15 protein-coding genes are annotated in these 12,954 nt (G+C 45.3%); 11 read left to right on the top strand and 4 right to left on the bottom strand.

From position 1 onward, the window contains the following. Window positions 1–29 precede the first annotated feature (29 nt). A complete protein-coding gene (locus L2D08_RS03735) occupies window positions 30–338 on the top strand; it encodes a metal-sulfur cluster assembly factor (RefSeq protein ID WP_242232381.1) in 309 nt (102 codons plus the stop codon). A gap of 453 nt (window positions 339–791) precedes the next feature. Here the strand turns inward: L2D08_RS03735 and L2D08_RS03730 are convergent, their stop codons facing one another. After that, complete coding sequence (locus L2D08_RS03730; RefSeq protein ID WP_242232380.1) at window positions 792–1,046, bottom strand: hypothetical protein; 255 nt, start codon at window positions 1,044–1,046, stop codon at window positions 792–794. Window positions 1,047–1,062: 16 nt separating this feature from the next. Beyond that, complete coding sequence (locus tag L2D08_RS24440) at window positions 1,063–1,149, bottom strand: hypothetical protein (protein ID WP_375337561.1); 87 nt, start codon at window positions 1,147–1,149, stop codon at window positions 1,063–1,065. Between the two features lie 363 nt (window positions 1,150–1,512). Between L2D08_RS24440 and clpB the strand changes: the two genes are divergently transcribed. After that, window positions 1,513–4,095: an ATP-dependent chaperone ClpB gene (gene clpB, locus L2D08_RS03725; RefSeq protein ID WP_242232379.1), complete on the top strand. Its 2,583-nt coding sequence runs from the start codon at window positions 1,513–1,515 to the stop codon at window positions 4,093–4,095. Window positions 4,096–4,313: 218 nt separating this feature from the next. Here clpB and L2D08_RS03720 read toward each other — a convergent pair whose 3' ends face one another. Then, window positions 4,314–4,496: a ComZ family protein gene (locus L2D08_RS03720; RefSeq protein WP_242232378.1), complete on the bottom strand. Its 183-nt coding sequence runs from the start codon at window positions 4,494–4,496 to the stop codon at window positions 4,314–4,316. A 157-nt stretch (window positions 4,497–4,653) separates the two neighbouring features. On the opposite strand from L2D08_RS03720, the gene L2D08_RS03715 reads away from it, so the two are divergent. The 5 genes from L2D08_RS03715 to L2D08_RS03695 all read left to right on the top strand — a co-directional run bounded on the left by L2D08_RS03715 (window position 4,654) and on the right by L2D08_RS03695 (window position 8,251). Continuing rightward, window positions 4,654–4,836, top strand: coding sequence for a YjzD family protein (locus L2D08_RS03715; RefSeq protein ID WP_242232377.1), 183 nt, complete (start codon window positions 4,654–4,656; stop codon window positions 4,834–4,836). Between the two features lie 145 nt (window positions 4,837–4,981). Then, window positions 4,982–5,914, top strand: coding sequence for a beta-ketoacyl-ACP synthase III (locus L2D08_RS03710; RefSeq protein WP_242232376.1), 933 nt, complete (start codon window positions 4,982–4,984; stop codon window positions 5,912–5,914). A gap of 27 nt (window positions 5,915–5,941) precedes the next feature. After that, on the top strand, window positions 5,942–7,183 hold the full coding sequence (gene fabF, locus L2D08_RS03705) for a beta-ketoacyl-ACP synthase II (protein WP_242232375.1): 1,242 nt from the start codon (window positions 5,942–5,944) through the stop codon (window positions 7,181–7,183). A gap of 76 nt (window positions 7,184–7,259) precedes the next feature. Then, complete coding sequence (locus L2D08_RS03700) at window positions 7,260–7,448, top strand: YuzI family membrane protein (protein WP_242232374.1); 189 nt, start codon at window positions 7,260–7,262, stop codon at window positions 7,446–7,448. 56 nt (window positions 7,449–7,504) lie between these two features. Continuing rightward, the gene (locus tag L2D08_RS03695) at window positions 7,505–8,251 is read left to right on the top strand and encodes a DUF3603 family protein (RefSeq protein WP_242232373.1); all 747 of its coding nucleotides are present in this window, start codon (window positions 7,505–7,507) and stop codon (window positions 8,249–8,251) included. A 31-nt stretch (window positions 8,252–8,282) separates the two neighbouring features. Here L2D08_RS03695 and trpS read toward each other — a convergent pair whose 3' ends face one another. Further along, complete coding sequence (gene trpS / locus L2D08_RS03690; protein WP_242232372.1) at window positions 8,283–9,275, bottom strand: tryptophan--tRNA ligase; 993 nt, start codon at window positions 9,273–9,275, stop codon at window positions 8,283–8,285. Between the two features lie 366 nt (window positions 9,276–9,641). On the opposite strand from trpS, the gene L2D08_RS03685 reads away from it, so the two are divergent. The 4 genes from L2D08_RS03685 (at window position 9,642) to L2D08_RS03670 (ending at window position 12,940) form a co-directional block, all read left to right on the top strand. Then, entirely contained in the window at window positions 9,642–10,235 is a 594-nt protein-coding gene (locus L2D08_RS03685; RefSeq protein ID WP_242232371.1) for a GNAT family N-acetyltransferase, read from the top strand. A 232-nt stretch (window positions 10,236–10,467) separates the two neighbouring features. Beyond that, complete coding sequence (gene spxA, locus L2D08_RS03680; protein ID WP_045850634.1) at window positions 10,468–10,863, top strand: transcriptional regulator SpxA; 396 nt, start codon at window positions 10,468–10,470, stop codon at window positions 10,861–10,863. A gap of 214 nt (window positions 10,864–11,077) precedes the next feature. Next, the gene (mecA, locus tag L2D08_RS03675; RefSeq protein WP_242232370.1) at window positions 11,078–11,719 is read left to right on the top strand and encodes an adaptor protein MecA; all 642 of its coding nucleotides are present in this window, start codon (window positions 11,078–11,080) and stop codon (window positions 11,717–11,719) included. 39 nt (window positions 11,720–11,758) lie between these two features. Continuing rightward, window positions 11,759–12,940 (top strand): competence protein CoiA, encoded by a 1,182-nt coding sequence (locus L2D08_RS03670; protein WP_242232369.1) that lies wholly within the window; start codon window positions 11,759–11,761, stop codon window positions 12,938–12,940. The last annotated feature ends 14 nt before the right edge of the window (window positions 12,941–12,954 follow it).

Below are 12,954 nucleotides of genomic sequence, written 5' to 3'. Positions count from 1 at the left end.
ATACGCATACATTGAAAGGAGTGTTTTACATGGATCAGGATTTAAAAGAAAATATTATGGGTGCGCTTGAACAGGTTGTTGACCCGGAGCTGGGCATTGATATTGTGAATCTCGGGCTTGTGTACGATGTGGATATGGATGAATCTGGAAAAACAACGGTTACGATGACGTTAACATCGATGGGATGCCCGCTTGCCGGTGTGATCGTTGATCAGGTAAAAGCAGCGCTTTCTGATATTCCAGAAGTGACGGACGTTGAAACAAATATCGTCTGGACGCCAGTTTGGTCACGTGATATGATGTCACGCTACGCGAAAATCGCTTTAGGCATTCAGTAAAAAAGAAGGTTCCATTATGGAGCCTTCTGAGACTGACGACTTTGTCGTCAGTCTTTTTTTATGAAAAATTTCACTGCCGAAATCGGGCAGCGGGCTTTTAGGGAAACATCGCTTCTTAAAAAGAGCTGATAGGAGAAGCCGTGCGCCCGCCGCCTTATCAGCTCTTGTTTGAACCTTCCGACTCCTTGCATGAAAAAGAAATAAAGAGGTTCTTTGGAAAGTGATTTTTCTTCTCCACAATCTGAAAAGATTCTGTTATGGAACCTTCTTTTTTAACCGATTTGGCAAATATCAATCGGGCAATTTTCACAGTTGATTTCACATTTTAAATAATCAAGATCACAAAGTGTAATCTGGTTTCGCTTCATTTTAATGACGCCTTCTTTTTTCAGCTGCGCAGGCGGTTAGCAACTTCCCGGGATGTTCCGCATAAATTAGCCATTTCCTGATGGATCAAGGGTACATCAAGAAAAAAGCCGTCTTCTGTTTGCCAAACGTATTGCCCATCCGGATGAGAGTAGAATAAACGCCGTCTTTTTTCCCGTTCAGTACGAGATCACACAGCTTGGACTGAGTCCGCAAATGCTCAGTTTGTGTGTAACGGAGCCGGTAAACCATCAATTCCGTCTTTGAGGACAAAAGTTTTTCTGAAAAACGGCGTGGAACCGCCCGGGCTTCCCCATATTCCGGTGTTTTTGCATTCATCATATAAACAGCTTCTTCTTCAAACAGGGTTATTTCGATAAGTCAGCTCACGCCCATCCGGTACAATCCTGCCCACTTGTACTTTTCCAGAGCGAAGCCAGAAAATATCATCCGCAGGCTCACCCTCCTGGAAAAGATAGGCTCTTTTTGAAAAGAACGTACTTTCCGCTCTTCTGTAAATAACTGCTCCAGTGCTTGTGCAAGAGCAGGTTCAAACGCCGCGGAATTCACCTCTTTTTCTACTATTTTAACGAGAAAAACAGGATGTTACAGCGTTTCAACCTGATTCTGCATTCTTTGAGAGAGTAACTTTTATTTAAAAAGAAAGCCAGAAAAAGGGTAAACTTGAATGGAGATTGTTTGCCTGGCAGTAAATACGCTTCTTCCATGCCGTTTTCTTTGCGTAAAAGGGGAGGATATTTTAAAATAAAACAAAAGGTCAAAAAAGGTCAAGGGGGTTTTGAAGCATATGAACATGGAACAAATGACGTATACAATGCAGGAAGCACTGGCAGCTGCCCAGCAGAGCGCGGTTGAGCGAAACCATTCAGAAGTGGATACCGTACATATGCTGACAGCGCTGCTTTCAAAAGAAGATGGCCTGTTCAGCCGCATTTTTGAACGCGCCGGCCTATCAAAAGCCGCCTTTCTTAGGTTTGTCCAAAAGGAAATTGGGCTAAAGCCCGCTGTGTCAGGAAATGTGCAATACGGTGCTTACTTGTCAGGTGGGCTGAATACATGGTTTCAACGAGCGGCTGAGATGCAAAAAAAGTGGGAAGATGCATACTTATCGGTTGAACATATGGCTGCTGCGATCTTTTCAGCCGGTACGAAAACAGCCGATTTTATGAAGAAGGAAAATGTGCCAGAGAACGCCGTTTTGGAGGCTATTTATGAAATAAGGGGGAATGAAAAAGTGACGACACAAAATCCGGAATCAGGTTACGAAGCACTAGCAAAATACGGACGGGATCTGGTTGAAGAAGTCCGGGCAGGAAAAATCGATCCGGTGATCGGACGGGATGAGGAAATTCGCCATGTGATCCGTATTTTATCGCGGAAAACAAAAAACAACCCCGTATTGATCGGTGAGCCGGGCACAGGAAAAACAGCGATTGTTGAAGGGCTTGCCTGGCGGATCGTCCGTAAAGACGTACCAGATGGCTTAAAAGACAAAACTATTTTCTCACTCGATATGAGCTCACTCATTGCCGGCGCGAAATTTCGCGGGGAATTTGAAGAGCGGCTGAAAGCGGTCTTGAATGAAGTGAAAAAAAGCGAGGGACGCATTCTCCTGTTTATTGACGAAATTCATACCATTGTCGGTGCAGGTAAAACTGAAGGGTCGATGGATGCCGGCAATATGTTGAAGCCGATGCTTGCGCGGGGAGAGCTGCACTGTATCGGTGCCACTACATTGGATGAACACCGCCAATATATTGAAAAAGACCCGGCTTTAGAGCGCCGGTTTCAGCCCGTGCTCGTCTCTGAACCAACCATTGAAGATGCGATTTCCATCCTGCGCGGCTTAAAAGAGCGGTTTGAAATTCATCATGGTGTAAATATTCATGACCGGGCGCTTGTAGCCGCGGCAACATTATCAAATCGCTATATTACGGACCGTTTTTTGCCTGACAAAGCGATTGACCTGGTGGATGAAGCCTGCGCGATGATTCGGACCGAAATTGATTCTATGCCTTCTGAACTTGACGCCGTGATGCGCCGGGTTATGCAGCTTGAAATTGAAGAAGCGGCCCTTCAAAAAGAAAAAGACCGTGAAAGCGCAGCGCGCCTTGAGCAGATTCAAAGGGAACTGGCCGACTTAAAAGAGCAGGCTGATGCGATGAAGGCCCAGTGGATGAGTGAAAAAGAAGCGATTATGAGCGTCAAAGACAAGCGGGAGGAGCTGGACCGGCTTCGCCGCGAACTTGAGGATGCGGAAAGCAGATATGATTTAAACCGGGCAGCCGAACTGCGCCACGGTCGAATTCCGGCAGTGGAAAAAGAGCTGGCTGCCCTTGAATCGGCGGCTTCGTCTGAAAAAGATGACCGTCTGCTGCGAGAAGAAGTAACAGAAGAAGAAATTGCTTCTATCGTCGCCCGGTGGACCGGCATTCCGGTAACAAAGCTTGTTGAAGGGGAGCGTGAGAAACTGCTTCGCCTTGAAGACATTCTGCACGAGCGGGTAATTGGCCAGGATGAAGCCGTGTCTCTTGTGAGCGATGCTGTTCTGCGGGCACGGGCAGGTATTAAAGATCCGAATCGGCCGATTGGCTCGTTTCTGTTTCTTGGTCCGACCGGTGTTGGAAAAACAGAACTTGCTAAAACGCTCGCCGATGTTTTATTCGACAGCGAGGACCAGATGATCCGCCTTGATATGTCTGAATACATGGAGAAGCATTCGGTGTCGAGACTTGTCGGCGCTCCTCCGGGATATGTTGGCTATGAAGAGGGCGGACAGCTTACCGAAGCGATCCGGCGCCGTCCATATTCTGTCGTGCTGCTTGATGAAGTGGAAAAAGCGCACCCGGATGTGTTTAATATTTTGCTGCAGATGCTTGATGACGGCCGCATTACAGATTCTCAAGGCCGCATGATTGACTGCAAAAATACAGTGGTCATCATGACTTCAAATATTGGTTCATCCTTCCTGCTTGAAGCGGGTGGAGAAGGAGAGGTTCCAGAAGAAGCAAAAAACAATGTAATGGCGCAGCTGCGCGGCCATTTCCGCCCGGAGTTTTTAAACCGGGTAGATGACATTGTTCTTTTCAAACCGCTTACACGTGAAAACTTAAAAGGGATCGCCGGCAAAGTGCTTGAAGGGTTGGCGGAACGCCTGCTTGAGCGCGGTGTTACGCTCCGGATAACAGAAGCGGCAAAAGAGAAAATTGCAGAGGAAGGGTATGATCCTGTTTTCGGTGCGCGGCCGCTTAAGCGGTTTGTTCAGCGTAATATCGAGACGCAGGCAGCCCGGGCGATTATTGCTGGAACGTTTTTGCCAGGAGCTGAAGCCGTTGTTGATGTAGTGAATGGCGAACTTGTTGTGAAATAAGATGAAGTGCTCCCTTGCCTGAAGCGATAGGGGCCAAGGATGGCTGGAATATCTTTTTTCGGCTTTCGTGAACAAGAGTATGTCCGGTGCATGCTGGGTTACGGCTATAAAAAAGGGCTTGTCTTATAAGCCGGTTTTCCAGCTTATAAGACGCCCTTTCTTTATGTTAAAAACATGAACATAGCCGCATTTCTACATTTTACATGCAGCGGATTTTTTTATTCTTCGAGCAAGGCTTCTTTTTTACCCAGATCGTAAGCTTCCTGCATGACTTTCATAAACAAGCCAAAAAACGGCTCTGCCATTGCAGGTGAAAACTCAATGCCGGCTTCCTGCATTTTCTGCTGGGCTTCAGGCAGGTATTTCATTGCGATTTGCATAAATTCCATATTTTTTTCCATTATAGGTTCTCCTTTTTGGCTTCAGCCAGTTCTTTCCTTCATTTTATTCAATCTGCGCAAATCGTCAAGAAAAAGAAACACTTTTTGCGCCCACGAGCCGATAAATATGCTACTATTATGAACAGAGTACATAAAAAGAAGCAAAGGAGGCTGCCCTATGCAGTATATCATGATGTTCGTCTGGACGTTCTTGTTATCTGAAATGGTCGTGTATGTAGTTTCTTCAATGAACGGAGCGCCATTTCACTTTGAAACAGGTGTTTTCGTAGCTGTTGTCCTGACCATTCTGCTTGTGATCGTGATCAAATTGATTCCGGACGAGCCAGTTGAAAAGCATTAAAATGAAAGCGGGTTCCCACTAGGCGGAATTCGCTTTTTTCTATTTAGGCGTTTTAGACGTTGCATTTAAGGGTGTTTTTCAGTAAAATTAGTACCAAGTCATAATAATTGCTATCACAATATGTGGTTGAAAGAAGGTGCGTTTTTTGAACGCTGGAATATGGGGAATGGGACGTTACATTCCGGATCAAGTGATTACAAACTTCGATCTTGAAAAAAGAATGGAGACTTCTGACGAATGGATTCGTACCCGCACAGGCATCGAGGAACGCCGCATTGCGGGAGATGAAGTCGGCACCGTCCATATGGCAGCAAAAGCAGCTCAAAAAGCCATTGAACATGCAGGCATTCATCCAGAAGAAATAGATTTGATTATTACAGCAACGGTTACACCGGACCACAGCTTTCCATCTGTTTCGTGTGAAATTCAGCACGAAATTGGGGCAGTCAATGCGGCTGCTATGGATATTAGTGCTGCGTGTGCCGGGTTTATGTATGGTATCATTACGGGAAAACAGTTTATCGAAACAGGTGCATACAAACATGTACTCGTGATTGGCGCAGAAAAGCTGTCGAATTTGATTGACTGGGAAGACCGGAATACCGCTGTGCTGTTTGGAGACGGGGCAGGAGCTGCTGTTCTTGGACCGGTATCAGAAGGGCGTGGAATTTTATCTTTTGAGCTTGGAGCTGACGGACGCGGCGGCAAGCACTTGTATGAAGATAAATATGTTAAAATGAATGGCCGTGAAGTGTTTAAATTTGCCGTTCGCCAAATGGGAGAATCCTCTATAAGTGTAATTGAAAAAGCGGGTCTTCAAAAAGAAGATGTTGATTTTCTTATGCCGCATCAAGCCAATATCCGTATCATGGAATCGGCACGGGAGCGCCTTGGATTGCCTCCAGAAAAAATGTCTGTAACCGTGAACCAGTTTGGCAATACATCATCTGCATCCATTCCGCTCACAATGGTAGAAGAGCTTGAAAACGGGCGGGTAAAAGATGACGATGTGATTGTCATGGTCGGTTTCGGGGGAGGATTAACGTGGGGCGCCATCGCAATGAGATGGGGACGTTAACAGCAATTTAATAAAGAGGTGAAAAATGTGGAAAAACGAAGAGTAGTGATTACCGGTCTAGGCATTGTTTCACCGGTTGGAAATACAGTAGAAGAAGCTTGGAGTAGTATTACAGCAGGGAAAAGCGGCATTAAGCCGATGACCCGCCTGAATGCAGATGACTATCCTGCTAAAGTGGCGGCTGAAATCCGTGATTTTGAGCCGGAGCAGTTCATAGAAAAAAAAGAAGCACGTAAAATGGACCGCTTTACACAATTTGCCGTTGCGGCGGCTAAAATGGCGGTAGCAGATGCGAAGCTCGAAATTACAGAAGAAAACGCGCCGCGCATCGGTGTCTGGGTCGGTTCGGGCATCGGCGGCATGGAAACGTTTGAAACACAGTATAAAACATTTTTAGAACGCGGCTACCGCCGGGTCAGCCCGTTTTTCGTCCCAATGATGATCCCGGATATGGCCGCGGGTCAAGTCTCGATTTACCTGGGAGCGAAAGGGGTAAACTCGTGTACCGTAACAGCTTGTGCAACAGGAACAAATTCCATTGGGGATGCTTTTAAAGTTATTCAGCGCGGCGATGCCGATGCGATGATTTCAGGCGGAACAGAAGCGCCGATTACGCAAATGTCGGTTGCAGGATTTTGTGCGAACACAGCGCTGTCCACAAATCCAGATCCGGCTACAGCAAGCCGGCCGTTTGACGCTGAACGCGACGGATTTGTAATCGGTGAAGGGGCAGGTATTGTTGTCCTCGAGGAATTAGAACATGCAAAAGCCCGCGGCGCTCACATTTATGCTGAGATTGTCGGTTATGGTTCAACCGGCGATGCTCACCATATTACAGCACCGGCACCGGAAGGAGAAGGCGGTTCCCGTGCCATGAAAATGGCGCTTGATGATGCAGGTCTTGCCCCATCTGATATCGACTATATCAATGCACATGGAACAAGTACGCCGTACAACGATAAGTTTGAAACAGCGGCGATTAAAACCGTTTTTGGCGATCATGCCAGACAATTGGCCGTTTCTTCAACAAAATCAATGACGGGCCACCTGCTTGGTGCGGCTGGCGGTGTTGAAGCCATTTTTACTGCGCTTGCTATTCAGGAAAACACACTTCCGCCAACGATCAATCTGCAAAATCCGGATCCGGAATGTGACCTTGATTATGTGCCGAACGAAGCACGTAAAAGTGAAGTTCGCGCAGCGATGAGCAACTCGCTTGGATTCGGCGGACATAACGCGACAATTGTGCTCAAACAATACAACGATTAAAAAAACAGGCTCCGGCCTGTTTTTTTTTGCTTATTTTTGCATATACATGAAGGACAAGCAGCGGAGGCGTGATAGAATGAAACTCGTTCTTTTTTTAACCGGCTTTGGCCTGGCCGTAGCAGGCGGGATTAGTTTTATTATGTATTTGAATTTACTTGCTGCAGGCATGACATGGCCTGAATACATTTCCTTTACGATTCGCCGGCCGGAATGCTATTTATTTTTCGTCGGCTGGCTGCTCATGTTTTTCGGTTTTATTGAATAAAGTAACAAAAACGTGTCGATAATGAACCCATAAAACGGTAATCAAGGAGGAATTTGATGCTGTACCTTCATGATGTGTGGGTGAACTGGTTCGAGGGAGAAGAAAATGGATGCAATGTATGCCCGTATCACGAATGGCGTAAAGACGACGGGATGATGCTGCTTGATCAAGTACCGGTTTTAATTTTACGTAAAAATGCAATGGATTTCTTTGAAAAAACTCTTTGTGAATTGCCGGAAGAGCTGCTGCAGAAAGTAGAAAGCAAAGCGTTTATCCGTAAAGGAAGCAAGCGTGAAATGATGGAGTACTGCTTTATTGTTTCAGATGGAGACCGGACAATGGCTGTTGATACAAATGGATACCGGGTGCCAATTAAAAAAAGCCGCATTATGCCTCAGCACGAGTTAATTGTCCGGGAAATGGCCGACTGCCATCCGGCAGAACCGTTTTATTTCCCGGATATGGCTGAAAAAACATACAGCCTTTCAGAGCCGGCACCGGAATGGATGATTGGGTTAACAAGAAAAGAGCGGCAGCTAAAAACACTTTTGTTAATGGCTGTTGATCAGCTTATTGAATCCGACCATGAGCCGGCGCTGAAGTACTGGCTCACAGAGTGGAAGCCGGCAAAATATGAAATTATCCGGCAGATGGATTGGACATCCGCTGTGAAAATGTTTAGTGAATCAGTTGTAATCGGCTGGACTTCTGCGCATGAACAGCTGTGTGCCCAGATGATTAAAGGGCGCCCGTTCTTTGAAAAAATGTATGAGCAGGAAATGAAAGTCGTAACAAGCAAATAAAAAACGTTCCGGTATAAACCGGAACGTTTTTTTATTTGTGCTTGCGGCCGAGGCCCATCGCATTTTCCATTTTTTTTAGCATTTTACCGGCTCTAAAGCGGGCTTTTTCAGCGCCTTCGTCTAGGATCTGGTCTAGCTCATCAGACTCGATTAATGCATGGTAGCGTTCTTGAATCGGTGCTAAATGCTTGATGACAACATCGGCTGCTGCCTGTTTAAAGTCCCCATAGCCTTTTCCGCTAAACTGCTGTTCAAGATCCGCAACCGAAATTCCTTCAAGTGCTGAGTAAATAGACAGAAGGTTTGAGATGCCAGGCTTGTTTTCTTTGTCGTACTTTACTACGCCTTCCGAATCGGTTACCGCACTTTTGATTTTTTTCTCGATTTGCTTCGGTTCATCCAAAAGCGTTATAAATGCTTTTTGGTTTGGATCGGATTTACTCATTTTTTTCGTCGGTTCCTGCAGAGACATGACCCGTGCGCCTTCTTTTGGAATACGCACTTCAGGGATCGTGAAAATATCATTGTATTTTCGATTAAACCGCTCCGCCAAATCGCGTGTCAGCTCAAGGTGCTGCTTTTGGTCTTCTCCAACTGGCACCAGGTCGGTGCCGTAAAGCAGGATATCCGCTGCCATGAGAGGAGGATATGTAAGCAGTCCAGCTGATACCGCTTCTTTACCTGCAGATTTGTCTTTAAATTGTGTCATTCGCTCCAGCTCTCCGATGTAAGAGACACACTGAAGCATCCAGCCCGCTTGTGCATGAGCAGGCACTTCTGATTGGATAAATAGGGTTGCTTTAGAAGGATCAAGGCCTATTGCCACGTAAAGCGCTGCCAGGCTGCGGATATTTTTGCGCAGCGCGAGGCGGTCCTGCTGAACGGTAATGGCATGCTGGTCTACAATACAAAAAAAGCAGTCATAGTCTTCCTGTAATTCGACAAACTGCCGCATAGCACCGATATAATTACCCAATGTAACAGATCCGCTTGGCTGAATGCCGGAAAAAATTGTTTTCATCATTAGTCCACTTCACTTCGTTTCATCTTGATATGTGTTCCATTATAAATAAAACAAACTGAATATTCAAGATGACAGGAAATAAGAAGAAAGCAGGATCAGCAAGACAGTACCCTATTCAAAGGAAGGAAGCGGCTCAATGTACGGAAATTTGCAGGGGCGTCAATATGGCCGGCAAGACAAGGTGGAGAAGCATAGTTTGGCTTTTGGCTGATTTGTTTAATGCGCTGGAAAAGAGTTGAGTAAATTTCAAAAAAGCTACGAAGCGGCCTGATAAGCGGCCGCTTTCTTAAATTATAGGTTTAAGCGTTTAAAAACGGTCTATATTATATAAGAAGCACTTATTATGGGTAAGCAAAGGAGACACGCATGAACTGGTATGAAAAGTTGAATCAGTATTTTCCAATTGAAGAAATGAAGGCAAAAGAACAAATTGATGTACTGCTCGCTGAACGCGGCGATGTTTACCATAAAGATGAAGGTCCGAACCACGTACTCATTTATGTAGAGTTTGACGGGTTTGTTTTTGTCGACTATCTTTTTGTGTCCAAACAAGCAAGGGGACAGGGACTAGGCAAAAAACTGATTAATGGATTAAAGTCGAAAAACAAACCGGTCATTCTTGAAGTTGAACCGGTTCAATACGAGGACACAGATACGGAAAAAAGGCTTCGCTTCTATGCCCGCGAAGGATTTGAACATGCTTCTAAAATCGGCTACCGCCGGCGTTCGCTTGCGACCGGACGGGAAACGGTGATGGAAATTCTTTATTGGAGCCCAAGCGGGGCAGATGAGGAAGATATTTACGAAGCGATGGTTCGGACATATCGTGATATCCATAAGTACAAAGACAAGGAAATTTACGGAGCTCCTTTCGCACCGGTAAGCGAAACCCTTTCCTTTATAGATAAAGAAGAGCGTGAAAATATTCTTGAGCCGTTTGAATCCTCACAAAAAGTTTAAAAAGGTGCAGCTTTGACGTTTAGTTGACACATTCACCGGGTACAATGTATTTGTAAGTAAAAGATAATTGTTCATACAACTGAAAACGATATTCAATTGGCTGTCATTTCATGGTATAATACATATGTAGCCGGTTGTTGAGGAGTTTCACTTATCTATGAAATCTCCATGAACGTTCGATTCCTCAAATTGACAGGTATTATATATTTTATTTAAGGAGTGTGAATGAGGAATGGTTACACTATACACATCACCAAGCTGCACCTCATGCCGAAAAGCAAAAGCGTGGTTAGAGGAACACGAAATTCCTTACGTGGAACGCAATATTTTCTCAGAGCCGTTAAGCATTGACGAGATTAAAGAAATTTTGCGTATGACGGAGGACGGAACGGATGAAATCATTTCAACACGTTCGAAAATTTTCCAAAAATTGAATGTTGATCTTGAAACGCTTCCACTTCAAGATTTGTTTGAATTGATCCGCCAAAACCCAGGATTGCTTCGTCGTCCGATTATTATGGATGAAAAGCGCCTGCAAGTTGGTTATAACGAAGATGAAATTCGTCGTTTCTTACCGCGGAAAGTTCGTACTTTCCAGCTGCTTGAAGCACAACGTATGGTTAACTAATTGACAAAGAAAAATTCCTGCCCGGTATGCAGGAATTTTTTATTTTTTTTAACCGTTTTAGCTTGAAGAACGCAGAAAATTCAGTTAGAATGTGCAGACACCCTAAGTCTTTCTGTTTTCATTTACGCCTTGTTTATCATACAATATAAAGAAGGGATGGGGATATGTTTCCGCACCCCTGTGAACCCTCTAAATGGAAGGGAGAGACCGCATAATGGAAATTGAACGCATTAATGATAACACGGTGAAGTTTTTCATATCATATGTTGATATAGAAGAACGGGGCTTTGACCGCGAGGAAATCTGGTACAACCGGGAACGCAGCGAAGAACTGTTCTGGGATATGATGGAGGAAGTCCACGATGAAGAAGATTTTACAGTGGATGGGCCTCTTTGGATTCAAGTGCATGCACTTGATAAAGGTTTGGAAATTTTGGTTACCCAGGCAAATCTGACAAAAGACGGACAGCGTCTGGAACTGCCATTTACAAGCGACAAAATGGATGTAAATGGGCAGATTGAAGACTTGCTTGATGAACATTTTGACCGTTCAGAAGAAGACGATGCGCCGCTTGATTTTGTTCTTGCATTCCGTGATTTTGAAGACGTTATCGCGCTTAGCAATCGCGGCGGTCTCGATTACTTGACCACTTCCTTGTATGCGCACGAAAATCGTTATTATCTGTTTGTTGAGTTCGCGGACGATCGTTTCCAGGAAGAAGAAATTGACGATGCGCTCAGCATTCTGCTTGAATATACGCATGAATCCCGCATGACGATCCATACACTTCAGGAATACGGAAAATGCATCATGCCTGAAAATGTATTCGAAACCGTTCGTCAATACTTTTCATAACCAGCGTCCTCTTGACGTGTCAAGAGGATGCTTTTTTTTGTGAAAAAAGGAAGTGCCCTTCCGCTTGTCGAATCGTATAAAGTGAAAGGAGAGGATATCTGTATGCTTTCGGCAGTGAACCGACAAGGAAAGCCGGTCGTATTGGCCGGGGCAGAAGCCAAGTCACTAGCTCTTCGTTTAAAAAATACTCCGCATTACTGCCCGCAATGTGGCAGTCCTGTCTTGATTAAAGCAGGGAATGTTAACATTCCACATTTTGCCCACATTTCCCACACTTTATGCCAATCATTTTCAGAACACGAATCTCCCAGGCATTTAGCCGGAAAAGCAGACTTATTTCAATGGATTACCCAAACAGCAGAAGCAGAATTGGAAGCATGTCTGCCAGGCGGAGGCCAGCGCCCGGACATTTTAACAGGAAATATAGCGGTTGAGTTTCAGTGTTCTTCGATTTCCGCTGCTTTATTTAAGGAGCGGACAGAGAAGTACACAGCGCGTGGAATGATTCCGTTTTGGATATATGGCGGCAAGCCGGTTGAGCGGAAAGGGAGCTATGTAAAGCTGACGCCTTTTCAGCGGCTGTTTTTGCGTTTTCATCCTCATCTGGGCTTTTATTTTTTGTCGTATGACCCTGAACGAAAAGGATTTACGATATATAAAAACATCACCCCGCTTACGGTAACACTTTGTACAGCACACCAGCGCTTTATTCCTATTCAAGACATGACGTTTCCCCCGTCTGCTTCAGGCAGCGATAGAGATGTATCTGACCTGAATACCTTTTTTGATTACAGAAGGAAATGGATTGATCAGACCTGCCAGTTTGACCGGGGGCACCGACATCCTTTTCTTCAAGCGGTTTATGCATCCGGCCGTAATCCTTATTTGCTGCCGGAACACATTGGGCTTCCTGTCCGCAGCAGCATAGCGATTCGGAACCATCCGATTGAATGGCAGTTTTATCTTTTGCTGGAGCTGGAGAAGCGTCCGGCTGAAGAAATTATTCGACGCCGAATCGAGCTTGGACATGTAAAAGAGCAGCCGCTGCCGCTTGCCGGCGGAAAAACACCGGAGATGGCCGCTGTAGAATATGCCGCGCTGTTGGATGTAATCGGAAATCCGCTTTCTCTGGACAGTCCTTCGCTCGGTGTGAAGCTGGAAAAAGAAAAAGCCTTTACAGAAGCATTCGGGAAGGCTATTTTAGACAAGCTGATTTTTTGAGGTGAAAAACAAAG

It is taken from the genome of Domibacillus sp. PGB-M46, from assembly GCF_022668875.1.
Taxonomy (GTDB): Bacteria; Bacillota; Bacilli; order Bacillales; family Domibacillaceae; genus Domibacillus.
This window is presented reverse-complemented; position numbering and strand designations above follow the sequence as displayed.